We start from the raw sequence: 23,670 nt of genomic DNA on the forward strand, positions 1-23,670 counted from the left end.
CGAAATGGTCGCGGAAAAGATGTAGCAATCAATGTGTAGTTACGCCAAAAAGTTATCTTCTTGCTGGCATTAGCAAGTTTTGCAGTTTATTCTGAACTTTGTTAGGTAAATTGGGTGGGGATTCGTGATGTCAATTAAAGCCAAGGCATGGTTATTATCACTTCTCGTGATGGTTGCGCTGATCAGCGTGATGATCGTGGGGCTGTCAACGATGAAAACAGCTGCCAACGAGGATAACAAAGCGCGGATTGAGCAGCTTTTGCGCAGTACTTATCTAACAATTACCGAGCTGGAAAAAATGGCAGCCAGCGGCAAGCTGCCGGAAGATCAGGCCAAGGCGATCGCAACGCAGTTGCTGCGTGAAAACAAATACCATAAATCCGAATACGTTTATGTGGTTGATGAGAAACTCAACTTTGTGGCGACACCACTGGATCCGCAGCTGCATGGCACCAGCTTCAACGAATTCAAGGATGCGAATGGTGGTAGTGTTGGTGCGCTGGCCGTTGCCGCATTGAAAAAATCGAATGGTGCGCTGACCGAATATTGGTGGTCATCAAAACGTGATGAGACGGTCGTCGAACTGCTTTCGGTAGCGATTGAAAGCCCACGCTGGCACTGGATTGTCGGTAATGGCGTAAGCTTTGCCGAAGCCGATGCCCGGTTCTGGGATAATGCACGCTGGCAAGTGGTGATTTGTCTGCTTATTTCTGCAGCGGTCGCATTTATTCTGCTGTCCAGTGTTCGCAAACTGCTGCTGCAGCTGGGTGGTGAACCCGATTATGCTGCCGAAGTGGCAGTGGCAATTTCAAAAGGTGACTTGGGGCGCAAATTGCAGGGGAATTTCAGCCCGGAGAGTTTGCTTGGCGCCGTTTCAAGTATGCAAACCAGCTTGCGCGAAATGATTCAGGGTATCCAGCGTGGTGCTGACGAGCTCAAAAATGCGGCCAGTGGCCTGACTCAGCAAATGGAGTCGATTAATCAGGCTTCGCGTCAATCGGCCGATGCAACGCAGTCCAGCGCCGCTGCGATCGAACAAATGTCTGTGAGTATTGATCATATTTCGCACAGCGCCCGGGAAACCGAAACCAACTCGTCTCGCTCTTCGCAGCTGGCCAATGAAGGTGAAGGATTGGTATCCAAAGCTGCAGGAGAAATTCAGCTGGTGTCAGCCCAGATTTCTACCGCTTCGGTGCTGATCGGCGGTCTGGTTGAGCGTTCACGAGAAATTGACAGTATTGCTAGTGTCATCAAGGAAATTGCGGATCAAACCAATTTGCTGGCGCTCAATGCGGCAATTGAAGCTGCGCGTGCCGGTGAACAAGGGCGCGGGTTTGCTGTAGTTGCAGATGAAGTTCGCAAATTGGCAGAGCGCACCACGCAGGCCACTGGCCAGATTACGCAGATGGTGCATGCGGTTCAGACCGACACGCTGTCAGTGGTTTCCAGCATGGATGAGGCTAAACCTCAAGTGGCGCGCAGTGTCGATATGGCTGATCGTGGTGCAGCAATGCTGCGTGAAATCAGCGGCGGTGCTTCCGAAACGCTGGCCAAAATCCGTGATGTGGCTAATGCGACATCGGAGCAGAGCCAGGCCAGTAGCAGCTTGGCAATTAATGTCGAACGAATTACGCATATGGTTGAGGAATCCGCCGAATCAGTGCGCGCCGCGAATGAAAATGTTCGCCGACTGGAGCAACTGGCAGGTGAGTTGCGCTCGGCGGTGACCCGCTTCAAACTTTAATTGCATTATTAAAACAGCGTCTGGTTCTGACCTTGCTTCCCCCTTCAATGACCTCATCAAGGGTGTTGACGAGGGGAAGCTAAAGTCAGAATCTTAGGTCAAAAAACCCTAATCCCCGGATAGGGTTTTTTTATTAGTGGCTGTAGCGCGGTGCAATGGCTGGCACACTACCTATCCGGCTGTATTTCAAGGACGTGTGAGCAATGCCTTTAACTTCCCAATTCTCCCTGGCCGAACTGTTGCCGTCGGCAGTCGATAAGCCGACCCAGCATGACGTCGCGGCGACGCTGCTGTTTGTCATTCTGCTGGTGATCGCCCGTTGGCTGGTACGGCGTTCGGTCATCAAGCGAAACGATCTGAGCGTCGAAGTCAAACGCCGCTGGCTGGTGACTTTGCGCAATATGTGGCTGCTGCTGTTCATCGCCGGCTTGCTGTTCATCTGGGGTCGCGAGCTGCAGACGCTGGCCGTGTCGCTCGTTGCGATTGCTGCCGCGCTGGTGCTGGCGACCAAGGAAATGATCATGTGCATGATGGGATCGATTTACCGCACCAGCACGCACGCGTTCAGCGTGGGCGATCGCATCGAATTCAACAAGCTCAAGGGGCAGGTGATCGACACCAATATCCTGTCGTTCACGCTGACCGAATCGAGCTACGCCAGCGCCCAGCAGGGCACGGTCGGGCGTGTGATCACGATTCCGAACAGCCTGCTGCTCGGCAACCCGGTGTTCAACGAAACGCGGCTGGGCACCTTCGTGATGCATACCGTCCACGTCAGCATAGCGCGCGAATCCGACTGGCAGCGCGCCGAAGCCATTTTGCTCAGCGCAGGCCATCAGGCGCTGGCCGAATACGCCGACGAGCTGGCGGCGCATGTGAACGAGCAAACGCAGCTGCAGATTTTTAACACCGTCATCATGGAACCGCGCGTGCGCATCGATCTGGAAGACATCGAGTCGATTGCGTTTCAGTTGCAATTGCCAGTGCCGCTGGGGCGACGTGCGAAGGTGGAGCAGGATGTGCTGCGGGAGTTTTTGCGGCAGTACGCGCCACAATGTGCTTCAAATCAATAACTGAATAAATTAACGTGTTGGGGTCAGATCAAGATTCGCAAACTTGGCACGACTACTTATACTCTGCAGGGAATTTATGATTAATAATCAACACGAGCCAAGAGTGCTTTTCTCTAGGTTGAGATTAAGGTATCAAATTATTCTCCTTTGGCTGCCATTGACAGTTAGTGCTCTATTTATCGGTTTTGGTGGTTATTATTTGGGCGTGGAGCTGGCTGGTTTTTTTAACATCAACCCATCTGCGCCAATTGTGAGTCAACCTAGTAGTGGTATATTTTTCTGTTTATGGATGGTTTTGTTTGTATTCTTAGCAGCATTGGGGTGGGTAATCAGTTATTTAATATTGATTATGATTCTTAAATTTATTAAAGATTTTGAAAATTCAATGGTTAAGGCGGTGCTGCTAGGTAAAAACTATCCAAAGCATTGGCTTCAGAAAGAACTTGAAAAATAAATGCAGTAAGTTCCGTGTTGATTGGCAAGTGACTGAATTGACCTACCTCTTTCGGGGTCTCCGCCTTTATCATCGAAGACCGCGGTTTGAATATCACTAAAATGAGGTTGGTTGGGCTAAGCCTGCGCAACCCAACGTTTATTGGAATAAATACAACCGCCTATTTGGCGGTTTTTCTTTGCCTGCGATATTCAATCAACGGGCATTGGCGGTTATGCGCCGCGGCACTCACTTTTCTTTGCTTCGCCAAAGAAAAGTAAGCCAAAGAAAGGCAATGGGATGGACTCCTCCCTCTGATACGGCATCGATGTGCCAGACTGGAAGTGTCAGCCAACAGTCACACAGAACAAGGAGTCCACCATGTCTATTATCCGCATTGGCCTTGATCTTGCCAAAACCGTTTTTCAAATTCACGGCGTGAATCACAAAGAAGAAGTCATTTGCACTCGACAATTACGTCGGTCGCAATTGCTCGACTTCTTTAAAAAGCTCACTCCTTGCTTGATTGGCATGGAGGCTTGCTCTGGCGCGCATCACTGGGCACGTCAACTGCAATTGATGGGGCATACCGTCAAGCTGATTGCGCCCCAGTTCGTTAAACCCTACGTCAAAGGCAACAAGAACGACGCCAACGATGCGGCCGCTATTTGTGAAGCCGTAGGTCGGCCATCGATGCGCTTTGTGCCCCTCAAAACCATCGCCCAACAAGATTTACAGGCACTGCACCGTATCCGCAGCGAACTGGTGCAGCAGCGCACCGCCAAGGTCAATCAAATCCGTGGTTTGTTGGGGGAGTACGGGATTGTGACGGCTCAACGGATTGAGTCACTGCGCAAAGCATTACCAGAGCTACTGGAGGATGCCGAAAATGGCTTAACCCCCGACTTCCGTGCCCTGCTTAATGGTTTGCGCGATGATCTGGTGTATCTCGACGAGCGAATTGCCACTGCGGATAAACAAGTGCAACAGCAAGCGCGCGAAAATACACAAGCATTACGTTTGCAACAATTACGCGGGATTGGCCCCATTACCGCGACCGCCTTGATTGCAGCGATAGGCCAAGATGCGCATCACTTTAAACGCGGCAGAGACCTCGCCGCTTGGATAGGCTTAACACCGGGGCAGCACAGCAGCGGTGGTAAGGAGCGGTTACTGGGCATCAGCAAGCGGGGCGATACGTATCTGCGCACCTTACTCATTCATGGCGCACGTGCTGTAGTTAAAACGGCATTAGGCAAGACGGATAGGCTGAGTGTATGGATTCAAAGCCTGTGCAGTCGGCGTAACAAAAACATTGCCGCCGTTGCGTTAGCCAATAAAACGGCACGAATGGTGTGGGCATTACTCAGTCGCGATATGGATTATGACCCCGACTTTGGTTTAGCAAGGGGTGAAGTAGTTTGAAGCGTGCAGTAGAAAATGGGGTTTGTAGTGGCAATGTGTAACGAATAAAATCCAGTCCGATTGCGAAGCAAGAAGCAGTGATGGCCAAAAGGTTGAACCGGCGGCAGGCAAACCTGACGGGGTCCAAGTGCGAAAAGCACGTGAAGGCGATGAGGACCTGCCGCGCGAATAGCCCATCATGGCCCGGGTCATTAGGCCCAATGCGAAGGCCGGATATACGTGAGCAGTCGATCCGACAACCAGAACTGTGAAATGCTTGCAAGCTGGGAGGAGTCCATATACGACCCCGGCGTCTGCGTCCCGCTGCGCGGGATGCCCTCGCAGCGGACAATCGGCAAGGCGGCGGGCTTTAACAAAACAGAGCCCGCCGAAACCCCTTGCCGCTTGTTCCTCGCTCGGCGCAGCTGCAGGGGAATCCGTGCAGCCCAACCATTGCGGCATATACATGCCTGGGCGTTGCCCTGAAAGTCAATTTTCATCTTGCTTTGATTGATATACCCCTGCCTTGGTTAGAACGGATTGCCCGTGGAGCCGCGCCGTTCGGGAGGCGGTTGGCGAGGTTTTAAGACGCGGCTGTTTGAGCGTTGCGACGCTAGCGCAACGCGAGTTCCCGCGTCGCCTTGCCAATTGCCGGACGGACGGGGTTTCGCGGCGATCGGGCGCGTTAGGGTTATCAGGGGCAAGGCAAGACTGCCCCTGATTCGTCCGGCGGGCGAAACCGCCGGTTCACCGCCTGCGCCAGCAGGCTTATTCCGTCAACCTGTCGGATAACGCCTTCGGCTCATCCGACCTACGCTACTAAAGCAACACCACATCCGGCAAATTCTGCACGCTTACCGTCCGCATCGTTTCGACAAAATCGGCCAAATAAGCCGTTTGCAGCCGGTCGCTGTGCATTGCGGCGTAAAGCTCGCTTTTAAGCCCGTTCGCTGTGATCGGCTTGGCCTGCACATAACCACGATCCAGATAACCTTGCACGCTCCAGCGCGGCAGGGCGGCGATGCCGCGGCGGCTCGCGACGAGTTGCAGCATTGCGACTGTTAGCTCGGTCGGGCGGCGTTTCGGGTTGATTCCGGCCGGTTTTAATACCTTGCGCAGCAGATCGAGCATTTCATCGGGCACCGGATAGGTAATCAGCGTTTCGTCGGCAAAGTCGGCGGCTGCCAGATACGGTTTGGCCGCCAGTGCGTGATCATTGGCGAGCAGCGCGACCATGTCGTAGCTGAATAGCGGCATGAAACTCAGCTCGGGCTGTTCTTCGACTTCGGAAACGATGGCGAGGTCGGCGCGGTCTTCATACAGCAATTGCACCGGGTCGGCGTGAAAGCCGGAAACGATGTCGAGCTCGACTTCCGGCCAGTGCTGGCGGAACTGGTCCATTGCCGGCATCAGCCAGTCAAAACAGGTATGGCATTCAACAGCAATGCGCAGCGTCCCGGCCTGACCTTCGCGCAAGCGCGCAATATCGCGTTCGGTCGCGGCAATGACGGGCAGTACTTCGTTTGCCAGCGCGGCCAGTTTTTCGCCTGCTGCGGTCAGCTTGAGTGGCGCCGATTTGCGTGTAAACAACGGCAGGCCGTAATGATCTTCGAGCAGGCGTACCTGATGCGATAGCGCCGATTGCGTCAGATGCAATCGTTCGGCGGCGCGAGTCAGGCTGCCCGCTTCGGCGATGGCGATGATCGTTTTCAGGTGGCGCAGTTCGAGTAGTGACTGCATGGCAGCTCCAGTAATTGATTAATTATTTTCACGTTGATTGCAAAAATAATGAGCTGTAATCATATCGAAGCTGCGCGTACTATGCAAATTACTTTCATGGATGAGGTATTTTGCAATGAGTAATATTAATAATATTAAAGCCCACGTTTTAGGTTTTCCGCGTATCGGCGCGCAGCGTGAATTGAAATTTGCCGTTGAGAAATTCTGGCGCGGCGAGATCAGCGAAGGAGAATTGGCGCAAGTTGGTCAAACGCTGCGCCGCCGTCATTGGGCGTGGCAAGCTGAGGCAGGCTTGGATTTTGTCACCGTCGGCGATTTTGCCTGGTACGACCAGATTTTGAACACCGCCGCCTTGCTGGGCGCTTTGCCTGCGCGTTTTGGCTTTGACGCCAAGCGCCTGAGTTTGCCGCAATACTTTGAACTCGCTCGCGGTAATACCGAGCAGTTTGCGATGGAAATGACCAAATATTTCGACACGAACTACCATTACCTCGTGCCGGAGATGAGCAGCAAAACCACATTTGACGGCGGCGTGGAATGGTTTTTTGACGAAATCGAAGATGCGCTAACTCAGGGTCATCAAGTCAAAGCCGTTTTGCCGGGACCGTTGACCTTTTTGTGGCTGTCCAAATGCAAAGAAGAGGGGTATAGCAAGCTAGCACTTTTACCATCTGTTGTTGCAGCCTATACCCGTGTACTTAATAAATTGTCAGCCTTGGGCGTGAGCTATATTCAGCTCGACGAGCCGATTCTGGCTTTGCAACTGCCAAACGACTGGATCGCGGCATTTGAGTCGACATATCGCAGTCTGGCCGGGCAGGGCAGCGTGAAGGTGCTGCTGGCGACTTATTTTGATTCGGTCGCTGAGCACGCGCCGCTGCTGGCGAGTTTGCCAATTGCTGGTCTGCATATTGACGGTGTTCGTGCGCCAGAACAACTCGCTACTTTCGCGACCATCTGGCCGGAAAATAAAGTGCTGTCTCTGGGGCTCATCGACGGTCGCAATATCTGGGCGGCGGACTTGAGCAAAGTCTTGGGCATCTTGCAGCCGTGGCATAGCAAATTGGGCGCTCAGCTGTGGATTGCGACTAGCTGCTCCTTGCTGCATGTGCCAGTTGATTTAGCTCAGGAAGCAAGCTTGGATGCAGAACTCAAATCGTGGCTGGCTTTTGCCAAGCAAAAATTAGCTGAATTGAGCATCCTGAAACAAGCGCTCAATGGGCAAGATGTCAGCGCCGAGCTGGAAAAAAATCAGGATGCGCAGCATGCACGCCGCACATCAAAACGAATTCATAATCCGGCGGTCGCCGCGCGTTTGGCGAATCTGAATCAACAAGTCGATCAGCGAAAATCGCCATTTGCGACGCGGCAGGCCGATCAGCGGGCTCGGTTTAACTTGCCATTGTTGCCGACAACGACCATCGGCTCTTTCCCGCAAACCAAGGAAATTCGCGCTGCGCGGGCGGCGTTTAAACGCGGTGAAGTTTCAGCTGAACATTACGAAGCAGCGATGAAGGCTGAAATCGCGCTGGTTGTGCAAAAACAAGACGCGCTCGGCATCGACGTACCGGTGCACGGCGAAGCCGAACGCAACGATATGGTCGAGTATTTTGGCGAACAACTGGCGGGTTTTGCATTTACACAGTTTGGCTGGGTACAAAGCTACGGTAGCCGTTGCGTTAAACCGCCAGTCTTGTTCGGTGACGTATCGCGGCCAAATCCGATGACGGTCGCATGGTCGAGCTTTGCGCAAAGCCTGACGGCCAAACCGATGAAGGGCATGTTGACGGGCCCGGTGACGATTCTGCAATGGTCTTTCGTTCGCGACGACCAGCCGCGCTCGCTGACGTGCGATCAGATCGCGCTGGCGATTCGCGATGAGGTCTGCGATCTCGAAGCCGCCGGCATCGGCATTATCCAGATCGACGAGCCGGCTTTCCGTGAAGGTTTGCCACTCAAACAAGCCTACTGGGCGCACTATCTGGCCTGGGCGGGGCGCGCTTTCCGCATCTCGGCATCGGGCGTTGCCAATGACACGCAGATTCACACGCATATGTGCTATTCGGAGTTCAACGACATTCTGCCCGCGATTGCCGCGATGGACGCCGACGTGATTACGATTGAAACCAGCCGCTCGGATATGGAGCTGCTCGAAGCCTTCTCTGGTAAGACTGTTACGGGAAAAGCGGGCGACGGCTTTGTGTATCCAAACGAAATCGGCCCCGGCGTTTACGATATTCACAGCCCGCGAGTGCCGCAGGTGAATGAAATGTTGCGGCTGATCGCCAAAGCGCTCGAAGTTGTTCCGGCTGAACGGCTGTGGATCAACCCTGATTGCGGCCTGAAAACCCGTGGCTGGCCGGAAACCGAAAGCGCGCTGGCCAATATGTTGGCGGCGACGCAAATCGCGCGTCGTGCCATTGAACGGGGCGAGCAATTGCTGATCGACACGGCCAAGCCCGGAACTGTCGTGCATGGCAGCACATGCGTTTGCCATTAAAACCCCAAGGGAAAAAGAGGTAGATTGCTAATGTCGTTCATTTAAGCTGGATTTGATCTGGGTTCCCCCCTTCGTGACCCCGCAAGGGGGGCAAACGAGGGGGGAGGGGGGATTTCTGCATTATTTAAGCCATCGTTTTTGCTGAAATACTGCCAAATCCCCCTCTATCCCCCTCAATCCCCCTTTTTACAATCCCACAAGGGGACAGACGAGGGGGAGGGTAAAGTTAAAACCTTTAAGCGAACGGCATTAGGCGCGCTTTTATTCGCACAAGCGCAGTGCAGCTCGGTAAAATTGGCGCATTCAATTTTGCATAGAGCGGCCATGTCGGACGAAATTATCATTACTCAAACGCAGCACTGGCTCGAACAGGCTGTCATCGGCCTCAATCTGTGCCCGTTTGCCAAAGCGGTGTACGTCAAAAACCAGATCCGCTTTGTCGTTTCGCACGCAAAGCATCTGGATGGTTTTCTCGACGATCTGGATCGCGAACTCGATTTGCTGGCAGCAGCCAACCCTGATGAAATCGACACGACCTTGCTGATCCACCCGACGCTGTTTCCCGATTTTGAAGTGTTCAATGATTTTCTGACGATTGCCGATGAAATCGTCGCCGAGCATGAGCTTGAAGGCATTCTGCAAATTGCCAGCTTCCACCCCGATTTCCAGTTTGCCGACACCGAGCCCGACGACATCGGCAATTACACCAACCGCGCGCCGTACCCGACCTTGCACCTGCTGCGCGAAGCCAGTATTGCGCGTGCGGTCGAGGCTTTTCCGAATCCGGAAAGCATTTTTGAGCGCAATATTGAAACGCTGGAAAAACTCGGTCTGGCCGGCTGGCTTGCACTGGGTTTATCTGAGTCAAAAAGCAAATCATGATGGGTATGTTTCTGAAGCGCTTATTGGTATTGATCTGCGTGGCAATACTGGCGGCGTGTAGCACGACGGCCAGTGATTCCGCTCCCGTCGGTTTTTATCGCGTCAAAGCGGGCGACACGCTGTATCGCATCGCCAAAAATAATGGTCAAAGCGTCGCAACGCTTAAACGCTGGAATCAACTGCAAAGTAATGAGATTGAAGTGGGCCAGCTCCTGCGCGTCAGCAATGGCGCGAGCGCTCCGGCTGGCAAACCCAATCCAGCCGCGACGGCAAGCGCCAAACCAACGCCCAGCCCAACGACTGAGCCCAAAGTGACTTTGATCTGGCCGCACCGCGGTAATGTGATCCAAAAATACGCGCCGCCGCGCAGCAAAGGCATCGATATCGAAGGCAAGGAAGGCGACAACATTGTTGCCGCCGCCGACGGCAAAGTCGTTTACGCCGGCGATGGCATCCGCGCTTACGGACATATGGTCATCATCCGCCACGAAGGCGATTACTTGACGACCTACGCGCATAACCAGACGCTGCTCGTCGCCGAGGGCGCACAAGTCAAACAAGGCCAGCCGATAGCCAAAATGGGCAGCACCGGCACCGATCGTGTGAAGCTGCATTTTGAATTGAGATATAAAGGGCAGCCGATCAATCCGATGATGATGTTGCCCTAGGGGTATATTGATACAGGTATCGATGGTATTGGCTTATGGTGATATACCATTGCTGGTATGTGAAGGATGGAGATTGTAAATGTTCAATGGCACGATGCCGCAACTGATGGCGGCTTACAATCAGTGGCAAAATCAGCAGCTTTATGCTGCCGCTTTGCAATTGAACGATGAGCAACGCAAAGCCGATTGCGGCGCTTTTTTCCGCTCAATTCACAGTACGCTCAACCATATTCTGTGGGGCGATCTGAACTGGATGGCGCGCTTTTGCGATGAAACGCTGATCGCCAGACCAATAGGCGTCGATATTTACGACGACTTTGCCGAGCTGCACGCCGCGCGAATCGCGATGGATCAGCGCATCATAGCTTGGGCGGATGGGATTAATGCCGACTGGCTGGCCGAGCCGGTGACATGGACGAGCAAGGTCTACGGCTTCACGCAAACCATCCCGCGCTGGGTGCAGGTGCAACAGATGTTCAACCACCAGACCCACCACCGCGCACAGGCCGGAACGTTGCTGAAACAATTCGGCATCGACATCGGCGTGACCGATTTGCCGCTGATGCCGGTGTTGATGGGGGATTGATATTGGCAGAAATTACACGAGCGGTTTTCGCTTAGAGGCTGAAATCAGGAATGATGTAGGTCGGATGAGCCGAAGGCGTTATCCGACACGGAATTGTCGGGTAACGCTACGCTCACCCGACCTACGCACTATTTCATTTTACGTATTTTCAAAGTTGAAAGAGATCTTCATATGAGAGAGCACATGCAAACCGAAGCTGAATATGCGGAACTTTATACTCAAGCAGAAAAAATCCGATTGGTCTGCGTTGGAACGCTGATTGGGGCGGCGCTTATATTTTTAACGAGAAGTTATCTTTTGCCCTGGTTTAACCATTTTGTGGAAACAGCCCCTTGCCGGAAGGTGTTGGGTATCGATGGTTTAACGGTCTTGTGGAATGGCATTTTTGTTGCAATGCCGGTGTTTTTCGCGCTAACGGTTGCGGCAACATTTGGATGGCGAGGATATAAAATACTGCGTGATCATCAGTTTCCGCCAAGAAATGAAAAGGTATGCAAGCCAACGAAAATTCGGCGCGGTAATGTAGTGCGATTCATTGCGTGGCTTCACTTTTTCCCTGTTGTGATTTTGTTGCTTATCGCGGTTTGGGGAAGTTTTCAGGTGGATGATATGCCAAAAAAAATCTGCCAAACGCGCTCAACAAAATAGTGAGGAATGAGCAGCTTTGTAGGTTGGGCTAAATGAAATGCAGCCCAACGTTCACCGCGTGTGTTGGGCTTCGCAAACTCAGCGCCAACCTACAAATACTCCTGCTTTGGGTCGAACGCTCTCTTCAATTCGTTTTAAATTAACCCCCTGAGGTTTTATGCAACTCGCCATCATTTCCGCCGTTGGCAAAAACGGCGTGATCGGAATCGACAACCGCCTGCCCTGGCGATTGCCCGAGGACTTGCAGTATTTCAAACGGCTGACGATGGGTAGCCCGATGCTGATGGGGCGCAAGACGTTTGAGTCTTTGCCGGGGCTGTTGCCCGGCCGCCGGCATCTGGTCGTCAGCCGCAATGTTGATTGGAATGCGCCAGGGGCGGAAGTTTTTACTAGTCTCGAATCGGCCATCGCTGCGTGTGCCGGGCTGGAAAAATTGTTCGTGATCGGCGGTGGCGAAATTTACCGCCAGGCGCTGGCGCTGGCCGACACGCTGTATCTGACCGAAGTCAATCTCAGTCCCGAGGGCGATGCGTTCTTCCCCGAATTTGACCGTGATGTCTGGTTGGAATCCAGCCGCGAAGCGCATTGCTCGGAAAAAGGCATCGAATACGCTTTTGTGACTTACCAGCGCAAAATTGTTTGAGTTTTTTATGGGTATGTTGTTGAAGCAATTTTGAATAAAGGGTTTCATCAATATACCTTGGTGCGGTATGTGCGCGCCGTGCATTGCGCTGTGTCGGAATGGCTCGTCGTGCGGTAGCAAAAAAGCATCAAGCGTCTGAAACGCCGCCTGCATCTCGAATCGCTAACGGGGGGCAACTGGCTGGGGCGCAACAGGATTTTGGGGTAAAAATCGTCGCGGACAAGCTGCATTTGCTGTGCGTCACGGCCGCCGTGCTGCGTAGCCAACTCCAAAGATTTCTTTCGACCATGGTGCCAAAAGACCCGTTCCAAACATACCAAACCGCATGATTACATTGCTTACAAAGCGGCAATTTGAAGGCTTAAGTTGATAGGATTGCTGCAGGGGGTGGTTCTGGCTAGCCGTCACATTAAGCCCCTTTAAATCTTGCAGATTATTCATTTGATGAGGTTGGCATGGTTGTCTGTGATACGATGCCGCTGCTTACAAGGTGCCCTCTCTCAGGGGGGTATTCGTTTGGAATTTCTGTAGTATTTATATGGGGCGGTATGTTGCATGTGGATTCGTCGTGGTTTTGGCGCCAGGCCTTTTTATTTGCAACTCGGTTTGCCCATGGCGCTGGTGATTTCGATGGCTTTGGGCTTGATTGGTTTTCTGAATTATTTCAATTACCAGAAAAGCTATCAGGAGTTGTTGCTTGATCGTGCGCTGGTGCTGGGAATTGATGCCCGTCAATTGATTGAGTCGGGTCTGAATATCGGGCTTGCTCCGCGAGCCAATGCCAATCTGGCGCCTGAATTAAACCGGCTGTATCGCGAATCCGGGGAAGTTCACCATATCCAGTTGTGTGATGAACGGGGTCAATCCTTGTTGCTGCTGGGGGATGTACGGAGCACCCAGCCTTGCCTTGTTCCGCCGGTAGCCAAGGGGGAAGCGGCTGAGTGGCAGACGCAGGATGCGTCTTTTATTTATATGGGCTTGCCTTACAAGAACAGTTTCGGGGTCGTTTCTGGTTATCTGGTTTTAGCCTATCCACAGGCGCTGGTGAGTAAAGCGTCGGCGACAATGGGAATGAAATTGCTGCAGATTTTTGCACTCGTCGTCCTGGCCGTTTTTGCCGTGACCATTGTGTGTGTCTGGTGGCTGACACGGCAGATGCAGCAGGAAATTTCTCAACTGGAGCAAATCGTTGATCAACCCGATCAAGCCTCGCCAGCACCGGAATTCGGTTTGCTGGACAATGCCCTGTCGGCAGAAGTACGCGAATTTTCCCGGATGCTGCAGCCGCCTGCTGATCTTGTTCAGGCTCGTGAATCATGAAACGTTTGCAATTTCGTCTGGTTGTTCTGTCTGCCCTGATTTTGCTGTTTTCGTCGGCCTTATTTTCCTATTTTTCCTTGCGGGAATTTGAAAGCGGCTTGAAGCCTTCGATTGCTGCGAGCGAACGTGAGCTTGCCGCATCCGTTTTGCGGGTGCTGGGAAAGGGCTTTGAGCATGGTATTCCTTATCAGGAAATGAAGGGAGTGAATGAATATCTGGATCAGGTGCGCCGGAACAATTCTCAGATTAGTTACTTGTTGCTAACCGATGCGAAGCGCCGATTATTGTTTTCCAGCCAGACCAAGGATTGTCAGCCCAATGAGGTGCTGACTACGGTTGATGGGGGTATTACGCCGGACTCCAGATATTTAAATACGGTTGTGCCTATACGGCGAGGGGGTGTTCTGCTGGGGTATTTATATCTGGGGCGGCAGGCTGATGTGGCCCGGCAACAGCTGGAAAATGTGGCCTTGGATATTTTAACCGTGATGGTTGTTGCCATTCTGGTGGCAGTCGAACAATTGCGCTTACTGTTGACGATTTCGATCACGACGCCCTTGGCATTGCTGCATTCATTTTTTGCCAAAATGAGGCTGCAGCAATTTCAGATGCGTTTGCCATCCGGTCATTTTGGCGGCCTCGGCGGGGTGTATTCGCGTCTGAATGCATTGCTGGAGACAAGAGCAGCCAGTGATCGGGCTCAAAACGAAATGCTGGGCGAGCCGGAGAACGGGAAAGCATCGTGGATAAGCAGCGAGTTATATCATTCCGCGCTGGATTATATCCGGTGGCCCTTTTTTCTATTGGTTTTCGCCGATTCGCTGTCTTTGTCGTTTTTCCCTGTCTATGCCGAACAGTTTTTTGATCCGGCTTTAGGTTTGTCCCGCCAATTCTTTGGCAGTTTGCCGATTTCCGTTTTCATGCTGGTCTGGGCATTGGCCATGCCATGGGCTGGACAATGGTGTGACCGGGTCGGGTATCGGCGTGCTTTTTATTGGGGCGCCGCCATCACCACTGCCGGTCTGATTCTGACTGCTCTGGCGAGCGGTTTTGTCGAGCTGCTGATTTGGCGTTCGGTCACGGCATTTGGCTATGGCACAGTCTTTGTGACTGTACAAAGTTATATTGCCAACAATACGGCAACGAATGAACGAACTCGCGGGATGGCGATTTTCCTCTCGACCTTCTTTTCCGGCTCACTGGCGGGCGCCGCGATTGGTGGCATGGTCGTGGATAAACTGGGCGAGCGCTGGACCTTTGCGCTTTCAGCCTTGCTCTCCATCATGGCGGCCTGGTTTGTGGCCCGGATGATTAGCCCGAAAAGCGGTGTTGGCGGGAGCAAGAAAACATTTCAACTGGCTGATGTGCTCAAATTGATGCGGCATAAAAAATTTGCTGCAATTACCGTGCTGGCGGCGATTCCGGCCAAAATTGCGCTGGCTGGATTTTTGTATTATTCGGTTCCGCTGTATCTGAAATCGCTGGGAACTTCGCAGGGAAATACGGGGCGGCTGATGATGCTGTACAGCCTGGCCATTATTCTGGTTTCTCCGACGATTGCGAAATTGGCCGATATGCTGGGGTCGCGACGCTGGTTTGTGATTATTGGCGGGTATGTCGCAGGCATGGCGATGTTTGCTTCCTTGTTGCAAGAGGGGATGTGGGGGCTGGTGCTCAGCATCGTTTGCCTTGGGTTTGCCCACGCGATTGGCGTGTCTCCCCAGTTGGCGTTGGTCAGTGATTATTGCGCCGACGCTGTGCGTGATCTGGGGCAGGCGACTGCAACTGGCGTATTTCGCTTGCTGGAGCGCCTGGGTAATGTCTTTGGACCGTTGATTGCCAGCGTATTGATCGCTGTTTATGGGTTCAAGGGGGCTTTTTACGGTGTGGGTGCCTTGATTCTGACGACAACGACCGTTTTCATGTTGGCGTTTTATTGCTTTGACCGTCAGGATGCCGAGGCATGAAGTATTTAAAAATATGCTGCTTATGTCTGTTGTTGCTGGGCTCTACGCTGTCCTTTGCTGCAGATTCGCGCCCTTATCGTGTGGCCATGCTGCTTTATCGGGGGGAGACCGAGGCGGAAAAAGGGTTTATGGCGTCTTTGCGGCAACGTCTGCCAGTGGAGTTCATTGTGCGGGATGTTGCGGAAGATGTGCATAAAATCCCGGCATTGCTCGCCGAAATGAAGCGTTTGAAGCCGGATCTGATTTACACCTTTGGCACAACGATGACTTTGGCTGTTGCGGGGCGGGAGGGTGACACGTCGGGGCAATTCATTCGCAATATTCCCATCGTATTCAATATCGTTGCCGATCCCGTTGGGGCCGGGCTGACAAGCACTCTCAAAAGTTCGCGGAGAAATTTAACCGGAGTTTCACATTTGGTGCCAATGAAAGACCAGCTCAATGCAGCCAAGAAACTGGTGAAAATGAAACGGTTTGGCGTGATTTACAACGCCAAAGAAAATAATTCACAGCTGGCAGTCAAGGAGTTGCAGGCCAATGCGACTGCATTTGGTTATCACCTGTCTACATTTGCAGTTGAGCCCGATGCATCGGGAAAAATCAGTGGCAAGGCTATTGATCGTACCGTGCATGATGCACTGGCTGCCCGGCTGGATGCGGTGTATCTGCCGTCTGATTCGTCAATCATTCAACAGGCTGGCGCAATCACCTTGCCATTTGCTCAGGCTGGCGTTCCCGTCATTTCGGCGACTGAGGCACCGATTCGTCAGCACGGTGCTTTGCTGGGACTGGTCGGTAATTATTTCAACGCAGGCAGTTTCGCGGCTTATAAGGCTGAACAAATTTTGCTCAAACGAGCCAGTCCGGATCAGATTCCGATTGAAGTTCTGCAGCGTTTTTCCTTGTTGATCAATATGCAATCGGCACGACAGCTCAAGCGATATCCACCCTTATCCCAATTGGGTGTGGCTGAACTTTTGTATTGATTTCATTCTTTTTATAAGCATTGGCATTTATTTGAATTGCACAGTTTTGGTGCAATTGGCTTTGCTGGATTTTTCCCTTGGATCAAACAAGAACACTTCCTTTGTCTTGTGTCGGACATTGTCTGTCGCCTGAGCCCACGGTTGTGCAACAATATGAAATTGTCATGTAAATTCCCTTGAAATTTGACGTATATCAATTTAACCTTTCGTCGGTTATTGTGCCTTGAATTGCACGTGTCAATCGAGGCCATCCCTTGGTTGTTTGATTTGTATTGGAGATTCGGTAATGGCAAATGAAAGCAGGCAGCATACGCTGGATCGTGTTCGCGCTCCTCGCGTCCAGATTACTTACGATGTTGAAGTCGGCGACGCCGTTGAAAAGAAAGAGCTTCCTTTTGTAATGGGGGTGCTGGGCGATTTTACTGGTCATCCGGTTGAGCCACTGCCAAAGCTGAAAGATCGCAAATTCGTGAATATCGACCGCGATAATTTCAACGATGTTCTGAAAGGCACCAAGCCGCATCTGGCCTTTCGTGTCGACAATACAATGGCAAATGACGATAGCCAGATTTCAGTCGATCTGAGCTTCAATACCATGGCCGATTTCGAACCTGCACAAGTTGCAGCCCAAGTCGAGCCTCTGCGCAAGCTGCTGGAAATTCGTGCCAAGCTTTCCGATTTGAAAAACAAAATGTACAGCAATGAACGCCTTGGTGAAGTGTTGCAAGAAATTTTGGATGACACCAGCAAGTTGCAGGCTTTGGGCAAGGAAACCGGTTTCGAAGCAGGGGAGGCTAAATAATGAGCGAAGCACAACAAGCGGCAAATGCAGATGGCGTAGCAACGCTGGAAGGCAGTTTGCTTGACAGCATTATTGATGAAACGCGTGTAGCCCGGTCTGATTCGGAAAAAGAGCGTGCGAAGGATCTGATTAGTGGCTTTGTTAATGAGGTACTCTCAGGAACCGTGACGGTTTCGAAAGACCTGATTGCCAGTATTGAGAAACGGATCGCCGAAATTGACGGTGTTCTCTCTACTCAATTGTCGAGCATCATGCATAACGAAGAGTTCCAGAAGCTGGAGTCTTCCTGGCGCGGCTTGCATTACCTTGTGCATCAGAGCGAAACCAGTACCGGTTTGAAAATCAATTTGCTCAATGCGTCGAAAAAAGACTTGCTGAAAGATTTCAAAGGCGCGGCCGAGTTTGACCAGTCAGCCTTGTTCAAGAAAATCTACGAAGAAGAATACGGTACATTCGGCGGCGCCCCTTTTGCTGCGCTGGTGGGTGATTATGAATTCAGCAACCATCCGGAAGACATGTATCTGCTGGAAGAAGTGTCGCACGTTGCCGCTGCAGCGCACGCGCCATTCTTCTCGGCAGCCAATGCCGGCATGTTTGGGCTGGATAGCCTGACCGAGCTTTCAAAACCTCGTGATCTGGCCAAAGGTTTTGATACCGTTGAATACGCCAAATGGAAGTCTTTCCGCAATTCGGAAGATGCGCGTTATGTCGGGTTGACTTTACCGCATGTATTGGGTCGTCTGCCTTATGGCTCGGCCACCGTACCTGTCGAGGCGTTCAACTTTGAAGAAGACGTCAGCGGGAAAGAACACGATAAGTACCTGTGGGTGAATGCATCTTATTCACTGGGTGCCCGCTTGACCAACGCCTATGCAAAATATGGCTGGTGCGCAGCGATTCGCGGTGTTGAAGGTGGTGGTCTGGTTGAAGGTTTGCCAACGCATACTTTCACTACAGATGATGGTGAAGTCGCTCTGAAGTGTCCGACTGAAATCGCAATTACTGATCGTCGTGAAAAAGAACTGGCTGACTTGGGCTTTATCCCCTTGGTGCATTGCAAAGGCACTGACTACGCAGCGTTCTTTTCAACCCAGTCAGTACAAAAAGCCAAGGAATACGATACTGATGCGGCCAATGCCAATGCGCGTTTGTCTAATCAATTGCAATACATCATGGCGACATCACGCTTTGCGCATTACCTGAAATCTATGGTTCGCGACAAGGTCGGCAGTTTCATGACCCGTACCGAGTGCGAGCAATTCCTGGGTCGCTGGATCAACAACTATGTTGTCGGTTCGGATGATGCCGGTCAGGAAATCAAGGCCAAATATCCTTTGCGTGAAGCACGGGTTGACGTGAGTGAGATTCCTGGCAAGCCGGGCTTTTACAAGGCCGTTGCCTATCTCAAGCCGCACTTCCAGCTTGAAGGCTTGACTGCCAGCCTGCGTCTGGTCGCTGATTTGCCGCCTCCAGCCAAATAATCCCTGCATTTTATGAGTGAGCGCCACCGTGGGTGACGCTCATATCCAGCATTTTCTTTTTTGGAGTACATCTTCATGGCATACGATTCATATCTGAAAATTGGTGATGTTAAGGGCGAAAGCACTGACGATAAGCATAAAGATTGGGTTGAGCTGTATTCATTTAATCTTGGCATCAGCAATCCGGTAACCGTAGGCTCGGCCACTGGTGGCCTGACTGCGGGTAAGGCAAGTTTCTCTTCGTTCAATGTGATGAAGAAGTATGACAAGGCTTCAGTCAAGCTGGCTTCTGCTGCGGCTGCCGGCAAGCATTTCGAAAAGTGTGAAGTTGAGCTTTGCCTGACAACGGGCTCAAAGCACACCTACATCAAGTATGTGTTCGAAGACTGCATGATCGAAAGTATCCAGTGGAGTGGCAGTTCGGGTGGTGATGACCGTCCAACAGAGAGCTTGTCGATTGCCTATGGCAAAGTGACTTGGGAATACACCCCAATCAAGCATGATGGTTCGACAGACAGCAAGATCGGGCCGGAAGGCTGGAACGTGACGACCAACGTCAAGGTTTAAACCTGAAAATGCTGGTCAAGGCGAGCCGCAATTGCGGCTCGCATTTTTCTCTGGATACGTCATGTCGATTCGCCCGCAAACCATCAGGATTACCCCGTCTTTGCTGGACCGATTGTTTGACGATGATCCATTGGAAGTAACAGATTTTCAGCCGAATTTTCGACAAGGTCTGGAGCAGCTAAAGCAATCGGTTGCACGCGATCTTGAAGGCTTGCTGAATACACGAGCGGGGTCGGCGCCGGATCTGGCCTTTTTTCCCGAGTTGCGTTGCTCGGTGCTGACTTATGGATTGCCGGATTTTTCGACGCTGAGCGCAGCCAATGAGGCTGATCGCGCACGCATCCGGGCAGAAATCAGCTCGGTCATTGCGCGTTTCGAGCCGCGTCTTATCCAGATTCAGGTTCATCTTGTGGCGCGTGAGGGAGAGATCAATGCATTCAGTTTCCATATTGAAGCCCTGTTGAAGATCGATCCCGTTCCTGAGCCTGTGATGTTTGATGCTGTTCTGGATGTGGCGACACAGCTTTACCGAATTGAATAAGCGCTTTCCGGAGTGCCATGAGGATAGAGAGGATGTCTGCGAGACGCTGGATTGCCGCTTTGAGCGCAATGGGTCCGCGACGTAGTCAGGCAACTGATCGTGTTTAAACTTCGTTTTGATTAATTTCATATCTAGCCGAGCCAATTACAATGCGTCCTTATATTTATCTCCCCATCAATACAGGTGAAATGCGCGAGATGGGCGGTGTCATCATGCGCTATATGTCCAAAGCCCACGGTACTGTGGCGACTCAGGTCAGCAATCCTTTCGAGTCCGGCTGGCGCAAGGGCGCTGTACGCAAGCTGGGTGGGGGTTGCCTGAGCAATATTGCTGCGGACGATGTGTTGTATGTGGTTTGTCATGGAGCGGGTGAGGCGGGTTCTTATTCGATTGGCGCGGCGCGGGCCGATGGCCAGACCAAGGCTTACCGGATGCCGGAATTGGCCGCCAACTTGGAAGCCGAAGGTTTGACCAAGGCTTTTCGCAATTTGCATATGATGACCTGCGGCAGTGGCTTGATGAACAAGAGTGACGTGATAGGCAAATTTTCCGCCAATGAACATATCGGACGCGATCCTTCACTGGGGGCTGGCCGCACTGCGCCAACGTCAATTGCACGACAGCTTTGTGATGCCATGAAAGCCCTGGGTTACTCAGGCATCCGGGTAACCGGTTATCTGGGCGATATTTCGGTGGGTGAGCCCGATAGCGTCAGTATTGATCTGGGCGGTTCGCCCTACCGCAATGCCAGCGACCCCCAGTTTGTTGATCTCAGCTGGTGTGTCGTTGCGACCTGAGTATTGATCCAGCCAGAAACCATCCATGCAAAACGAACTGCTTCCCTATTACAACCGCGAGCTGGCCTCTTTGCGCCAGCTCGGTCGCGAGTTTGCCAGCCAGTTTCCCAAGGTGGCAGGTCGTTTGCTGCTGGAAGAAGGGGTCTCGGAAGATCCGCATGTCGAACGGCTGATCGAGTCGTTTGCATTTCTGACCGCACGTATTCATCACAAGCTCGATGATGAATTTCCCGAGATTACCGATGCTTTGCTGGGGGTGCTTTACCCGCATTATTTGCGCCCCATTCCGTCAATGTCGATCGTGCAGTTGACGGTCGACCCGCAACAGATGAATCTTTCCGGGAAACTGGAAATCCCGCGGCATACCCAGCTGCTTTCGCGGCGTGTCAACGACATGCCCTGCCGGTTTCGCACGGCTTATCCGGTCGTTCTATGGCCGATTCAGGTGGTGGATGCGTGTTTTGAGCCCATACACCGTGCGGCCTTCTCGTCACGGGATGAAGATGTGGCGGGCATCATCAGAATCCGGTTGCAAGCTCATCCGGGTCAATCATTGACTGAAATGGGGATAGACCGCCTGCGGTTTTTTCTGCAAGGCGAACCGCCATTGATGCATGCCTTGTACGAATTGCTGTTCAACAACGTGGCCAAAACAACCGTTTATGCCGGGGGGCAGGAAGTTAAATTGGCGAAAGATGCCATCTGCCCGGTGGGCTTTGACGAAGATGAAGGCTTGCTCGACTACGACAAACGTTCATCCATTGCTTATCGTTTGTTGCAGGAATACTTTGCATTTCCCGACAAATTCATGTTTTTTGATGTCACGGGGCTGGATCAGCTGGCGTTGCCAACTGGCTGCCGTGATATGGAAATTGCCATTTACATCAGCGAATTCGAACGCGCCGAGCGGATGGCCAAGCTGGCCGATACGATCAATGCCGATACGTTTCGGCTGGGCTGCGCGCCCATCGTCAATTTGTTCCGGCAAAGTGCCGAACCTTTGCAAATTACCCATCTGAAAACCGAATATCAGGTCATCCCGGACATTCGCCGTCCCTGGGGGCTTGAGGTGTATTCGGTCAACGCAGTCCGCAAACTGGTGCAGGATGGCGGACATGCCAATATTGTCGAGTATCAACCGTTTTTTGGCCTGCATCATGCCAACACGGTTGATCCGCAGCAGACCTTCTGGTTGGCGAAGCGGCGGCCGGGTGCGCGCGCTGACGATCTGGGGTCGGACGTGTTTTTATCACTGGTTGACCTCGATTTCGATCCCAACCTGCCGGCGGATGAAGCTTTAAGTATTGAAATCACGTGCACCAACCGCGAGTTGCCCGGATTGCTGCCCTTTGGCGGTGAACAGGGCGATTTTGAAATTGACGGTGGCTCTCCTGTTTCGCGCATTCATTGCTTGCGCAAGCCAACGCCGACCCAGCGTCCGGCCATGGGTCGGTCCGCGATGTGGCGGCTGATTTCCCATCTGAGTCTGAATCATCTGTCCATCGCGGATGGCGAAGGTGAAAGCACGGATGCGTTCCGCGAATTGCTGGGGCTCTACAACTTTGCCAATTCGGCGGCGATGCGCAAACAGATCATGGGGATTGTTCAGGTCAGCAGCAAACCGACGACGGCCAAATTGATCAGTCGTAACCAGGCTGCATTTATCCGCGGCATTGCAATCGAGCTGGAGCTGGACGAAGAACAGTTTGAAGGGTCGGGGGTATATCTCTTATCGTCAGTCCTGGAAAGGTTTTTCGGCCTATACGGTTCGATTAACAGTTTTACCCGGCTAACCGTCAAGACGCGTCAGCGGGATAACCCGCTTCGTGTCTGGCCACCCAGGGCTGGCAAGGCGGTGCTCGGATGAATTACACCGGCGTGCTTGGTGATCTGTATCTACGCCCTTATGCCTATGATTTTTTTCAGGCGGTGCGTTTGCTGCGTGCAGCGCAGATTCAGAACGGCGGAGCCAGTAGCGATGATCCGGTGCGCTTTCGCTCGCTGTTGTCGCTGGAAACGCCTGCCAGCGCGATCTACACCCTAGCCCAGCCCGAGCCTTTCCGTCCGCCGGTGATGACGGTGACCTTTCTCGGTTTGACCGGGCCTTCAGGCACTTTGCCAACCCGTTACACCGAAATGCTGCTCGAACGTCGATACCATTATCGGGATCAGACTGCGCACAACTTCTTCGACATGTTCAGCCACAGGCTGACCACGCTGTTTTATCAGGCCTGGCAAAAGCATCATGTTTTTGTCGATTATGAGCGGGGCGGGCGTGACGGATTTCAGCGCTACCTGCTGTCCTTGCTTGGGCTTGGTACGCCCGGTTTGCAGCAGCGCCTGTCGGCAGATGGTGTTGATGACCAGTTGTTTGCTTTTTATGCGGGTCGTTTTTCTGCCCAGGCAACCACGGTGGAAGGTTTGCAGGCGATTTTATCCGACCAGTTTGAAGTTCCGGTGAGTATCGAGCAATTTCGCGGCGCCTGGATGAAGCTGGATGACATTGATTGCTCCCGGCTCGGAATGGGCAACTGTACCCTGGGCGAGTTTCCCATGCTGGGACGGCAGGTCTGGGATTGCCAGAGCAAATTCCGTATCCGGGTCGGCCCGCTCAAGCGACGGCGTTTTGATGACTTTCTGCCCACCGGCAAGGCCTATCGCGCGCTGCTGCGCATGGTGAAGTTCTGCGTTGGCTCTGCGCAGGAATTCGATGTGCAGCTGGTGCTCGACAAGCGCGAAACGCCGCATTGCCTGCTGGGTGCGCCGGAAAAAAATGGCGCCCGGCTGGGGTGGACGACCTGGCTTGGCCGATCGAAAACGGCAATCGACGATGCCAGCGACGTGGTCTTGCCCGAGCATGCCGCGCGGCTTGCTGCGTGAAAAACAAT

22 protein-coding genes are annotated in these 23,670 nt (G+C 52.6%); 21 read left to right on the forward strand and 1 reads right to left on the reverse strand.

The genetic code is table 11. The features are described from left to right. Positions 1–127 precede the first annotated feature (127 nt). From ACG2XO_RS10075 to ACG2XO_RS10090, 4 genes are all read left to right on the forward strand, one after another. Positions 128–1,744: a methyl-accepting chemotaxis protein gene (locus tag ACG2XO_RS10075; RefSeq protein WP_410497850.1), complete on the forward strand. Its 1,617-nt coding sequence runs from the start codon at positions 128–130 to the stop codon at positions 1,742–1,744. Positions 1,745–1,947: 203 nt separating this feature from the next. Then, positions 1,948–2,817, forward strand: a complete 870-nt coding sequence (locus tag ACG2XO_RS10080; RefSeq protein ID WP_410497851.1) for a mechanosensitive ion channel domain-containing protein — start codon at positions 1,948–1,950, stop codon at positions 2,815–2,817. A 76-nt stretch (positions 2,818–2,893) separates the two neighbouring features. Beyond that, positions 2,894–3,271: a hypothetical protein gene (locus ACG2XO_RS10085; RefSeq protein WP_410497852.1), complete on the forward strand. Its 378-nt coding sequence runs from the start codon at positions 2,894–2,896 to the stop codon at positions 3,269–3,271. 360 nt (positions 3,272–3,631) lie between these two features. Continuing rightward, positions 3,632–4,675 (forward strand): IS110 family transposase, encoded by a 1,044-nt coding sequence (locus ACG2XO_RS10090; RefSeq protein ID WP_410497853.1) that lies wholly within the window; start codon positions 3,632–3,634, stop codon positions 4,673–4,675. 798 nt (positions 4,676–5,473) lie between these two features. Here the strand turns inward: ACG2XO_RS10090 and ACG2XO_RS10095 are convergent. Then, positions 5,474–6,394 carry a LysR family transcriptional regulator gene (locus ACG2XO_RS10095; RefSeq protein WP_410497854.1) on the reverse strand — a complete coding sequence of 307 codons (921 nt, stop codon included), beginning with the start codon at positions 6,392–6,394 and terminating at the stop codon, positions 5,474–5,476. A 115-nt stretch (positions 6,395–6,509) separates the two neighbouring features. Between ACG2XO_RS10095 and metE the strand changes: the two genes are divergently transcribed. The 17 genes from metE (at position 6,510) to tssG (ending at position 23,662) form a co-directional block, all read left to right on the forward strand. Next, positions 6,510–8,894, forward strand: a complete 2,385-nt coding sequence (gene metE, locus ACG2XO_RS10100) for a 5-methyltetrahydropteroyltriglutamate--homocysteine S-methyltransferase (protein ID WP_410497855.1) — start codon at positions 6,510–6,512, stop codon at positions 8,892–8,894. Between the two features lie 324 nt (positions 8,895–9,218). Continuing rightward, complete coding sequence (locus ACG2XO_RS10105) at positions 9,219–9,776, forward strand: DUF1415 domain-containing protein (RefSeq protein ID WP_410497856.1); 558 nt, start codon at positions 9,219–9,221, stop codon at positions 9,774–9,776. After that, positions 9,776–10,444 carry a peptidoglycan DD-metalloendopeptidase family protein gene (locus ACG2XO_RS10110; RefSeq protein WP_410497857.1) on the forward strand — a complete coding sequence of 223 codons (669 nt, stop codon included), beginning with the start codon at positions 9,776–9,778 and terminating at the stop codon, positions 10,442–10,444. Before ACG2XO_RS10105 ends, ACG2XO_RS10110 begins: the two co-directional genes overlap by 1 nt. Before the next feature lie 79 nt (positions 10,445–10,523). Continuing rightward, on the forward strand, positions 10,524–11,030 hold the full coding sequence (locus ACG2XO_RS10115; RefSeq protein ID WP_410497858.1) for a DinB family protein: 507 nt from the start codon (positions 10,524–10,526) through the stop codon (positions 11,028–11,030). A 183-nt stretch (positions 11,031–11,213) separates the two neighbouring features. Beyond that, complete coding sequence (locus ACG2XO_RS10120; RefSeq protein WP_410497859.1) at positions 11,214–11,678, forward strand: hypothetical protein; 465 nt, start codon at positions 11,214–11,216, stop codon at positions 11,676–11,678. A gap of 157 nt (positions 11,679–11,835) precedes the next feature. Continuing rightward, a complete protein-coding gene (locus tag ACG2XO_RS10125; protein WP_410497860.1) occupies positions 11,836–12,321 on the forward strand; it encodes a dihydrofolate reductase in 486 nt (161 codons plus the stop codon). 98 nt (positions 12,322–12,419) lie between these two features. Next, positions 12,420–12,650 carry a hypothetical protein gene (locus tag ACG2XO_RS10130; RefSeq protein ID WP_410497861.1) on the forward strand — a complete coding sequence of 77 codons (231 nt, stop codon included), beginning with the start codon at positions 12,420–12,422 and terminating at the stop codon, positions 12,648–12,650. A 226-nt stretch (positions 12,651–12,876) separates the two neighbouring features. Then, complete coding sequence (locus tag ACG2XO_RS10135) at positions 12,877–13,641, forward strand: hypothetical protein (RefSeq protein WP_410497862.1); 765 nt, start codon at positions 12,877–12,879, stop codon at positions 13,639–13,641. Next, the gene (locus ACG2XO_RS10140) at positions 13,638–15,608 is read left to right on the forward strand and encodes an MFS transporter (RefSeq protein WP_410497863.1); all 1,971 of its coding nucleotides are present in this window, start codon (positions 13,638–13,640) and stop codon (positions 15,606–15,608) included. The genes ACG2XO_RS10135 and ACG2XO_RS10140 overlap by 4 nt, the downstream gene beginning before the upstream one ends. Continuing rightward, complete coding sequence (locus ACG2XO_RS10145; RefSeq protein ID WP_410497864.1) at positions 15,605–16,594, forward strand: ABC transporter substrate-binding protein; 990 nt, start codon at positions 15,605–15,607, stop codon at positions 16,592–16,594. Before ACG2XO_RS10140 ends, ACG2XO_RS10145 begins: the two co-directional genes overlap by 4 nt. Positions 16,595–16,880: 286 nt before the next feature. Then, on the forward strand, positions 16,881–17,396 hold the full coding sequence (tssB, locus tag ACG2XO_RS10150; RefSeq protein WP_410497865.1) for a type VI secretion system contractile sheath small subunit: 516 nt from the start codon (positions 16,881–16,883) through the stop codon (positions 17,394–17,396). Continuing rightward, positions 17,396–18,877, forward strand: a complete 1,482-nt coding sequence (tssC, locus tag ACG2XO_RS10155; RefSeq protein WP_410497866.1) for a type VI secretion system contractile sheath large subunit — start codon at positions 17,396–17,398, stop codon at positions 18,875–18,877. Before tssB ends, tssC begins: the two co-directional genes overlap by 1 nt. A 75-nt stretch (positions 18,878–18,952) precedes the next feature. Beyond that, positions 18,953–19,444, forward strand: a complete 492-nt coding sequence (locus ACG2XO_RS10160) for an Hcp family type VI secretion system effector (RefSeq protein ID WP_410497867.1) — start codon at positions 18,953–18,955, stop codon at positions 19,442–19,444. A 61-nt stretch (positions 19,445–19,505) separates the two neighbouring features. Continuing rightward, on the forward strand, positions 19,506–19,985 hold the full coding sequence (gene tssE, locus ACG2XO_RS10165) for a type VI secretion system baseplate subunit TssE (protein WP_410497868.1): 480 nt from the start codon (positions 19,506–19,508) through the stop codon (positions 19,983–19,985). 149 nt (positions 19,986–20,134) lie between these two features. Beyond that, positions 20,135–20,782 (forward strand): hypothetical protein, encoded by a 648-nt coding sequence (locus ACG2XO_RS10170; protein ID WP_410497869.1) that lies wholly within the window; start codon positions 20,135–20,137, stop codon positions 20,780–20,782. 25 nt (positions 20,783–20,807) lie between these two features. Continuing rightward, positions 20,808–22,649, forward strand: coding sequence for a type VI secretion system baseplate subunit TssF (tssF, locus tag ACG2XO_RS10175; protein ID WP_410497870.1), 1,842 nt, complete (start codon positions 20,808–20,810; stop codon positions 22,647–22,649). Further along, positions 22,646–23,662: a type VI secretion system baseplate subunit TssG gene (tssG, locus tag ACG2XO_RS10180; protein ID WP_410497871.1), complete on the forward strand. Its 1,017-nt coding sequence runs from the start codon at positions 22,646–22,648 to the stop codon at positions 23,660–23,662. The genes tssF and tssG overlap by 4 nt, the downstream gene beginning before the upstream one ends. Positions 23,663–23,670: the final 8 nt, after the last annotated feature.

This window comes from Chitinibacter sp. S2-10 (assembly GCF_046530675.1).
Taxonomy (GTDB): domain Bacteria; phylum Pseudomonadota; class Gammaproteobacteria; order Burkholderiales; family Chitinibacteraceae; genus Chitinibacter.

Coding starts and splice junctions, on each gene's coding strand:
- tssB (WP_410497865.1), top strand. CDS start 16,881: ATGGCAAATGAAAGCAGGCAGCATACGCTGGATCGTGTTCGCGCTCCT.
- ACG2XO_RS10110 (WP_410497857.1), top strand. CDS start 9,776: ATGGGTATGTTTCTGAAGCGCTTATTGGTATTGATCTGCGTGGCAATA.
- ACG2XO_RS10125 (WP_410497860.1), top strand. CDS start 11,836: ATGCAACTCGCCATCATTTCCGCCGTTGGCAAAAACGGCGTGATCGGA.
- tssG (WP_410497871.1), top strand. CDS start 22,646: ATGAATTACACCGGCGTGCTTGGTGATCTGTATCTACGCCCTTATGCC.
- ACG2XO_RS10170 (WP_410497869.1), top strand. CDS start 20,135: ATGCGTCCTTATATTTATCTCCCCATCAATACAGGTGAAATGCGCGAG.
- ACG2XO_RS10075 (WP_410497850.1), top strand. CDS start 128: ATGTCAATTAAAGCCAAGGCATGGTTATTATCACTTCTCGTGATGGTT.
- ACG2XO_RS10130 (WP_410497861.1), top strand. CDS start 12,420: ATGGCTCGTCGTGCGGTAGCAAAAAAGCATCAAGCGTCTGAAACGCCG.
- ACG2XO_RS10085 (WP_410497852.1), top strand. CDS start 2,894: ATGATTAATAATCAACACGAGCCAAGAGTGCTTTTCTCTAGGTTGAGA.
- ACG2XO_RS10160 (WP_410497867.1), top strand. CDS start 18,953: ATGGCATACGATTCATATCTGAAAATTGGTGATGTTAAGGGCGAAAGC.
- ACG2XO_RS10135 (WP_410497862.1), top strand. CDS start 12,877: ATGTGGATTCGTCGTGGTTTTGGCGCCAGGCCTTTTTATTTGCAACTC.
- ACG2XO_RS10115 (WP_410497858.1), top strand. CDS start 10,524: ATGTTCAATGGCACGATGCCGCAACTGATGGCGGCTTACAATCAGTGG.
- ACG2XO_RS10140 (WP_410497863.1), top strand. CDS start 13,638: ATGAAACGTTTGCAATTTCGTCTGGTTGTTCTGTCTGCCCTGATTTTG.
- tssE (WP_410497868.1), top strand. CDS start 19,506: ATGTCGATTCGCCCGCAAACCATCAGGATTACCCCGTCTTTGCTGGAC.
- ACG2XO_RS10120 (WP_410497859.1), top strand. CDS start 11,214: ATGCAAACCGAAGCTGAATATGCGGAACTTTATACTCAAGCAGAAAAA.
- ACG2XO_RS10095 (WP_410497854.1), bottom strand. CDS start 6,394: ATGCAGTCACTACTCGAACTGCGCCACCTGAAAACGATCATCGCCATC.
- ACG2XO_RS10080 (WP_410497851.1), top strand. CDS start 1,948: ATGCCTTTAACTTCCCAATTCTCCCTGGCCGAACTGTTGCCGTCGGCA.
- tssF (WP_410497870.1), top strand. CDS start 20,808: ATGCAAAACGAACTGCTTCCCTATTACAACCGCGAGCTGGCCTCTTTG.
- ACG2XO_RS10145 (WP_410497864.1), top strand. CDS start 15,605: ATGAAGTATTTAAAAATATGCTGCTTATGTCTGTTGTTGCTGGGCTCT.
- metE (WP_410497855.1), top strand. CDS start 6,510: ATGAGTAATATTAATAATATTAAAGCCCACGTTTTAGGTTTTCCGCGT.
- ACG2XO_RS10105 (WP_410497856.1), top strand. CDS start 9,219: ATGTCGGACGAAATTATCATTACTCAAACGCAGCACTGGCTCGAACAG.
- tssC (WP_410497866.1), top strand. CDS start 17,396: ATGAGCGAAGCACAACAAGCGGCAAATGCAGATGGCGTAGCAACGCTG.
- ACG2XO_RS10090 (WP_410497853.1), top strand. CDS start 3,632: ATGTCTATTATCCGCATTGGCCTTGATCTTGCCAAAACCGTTTTTCAA.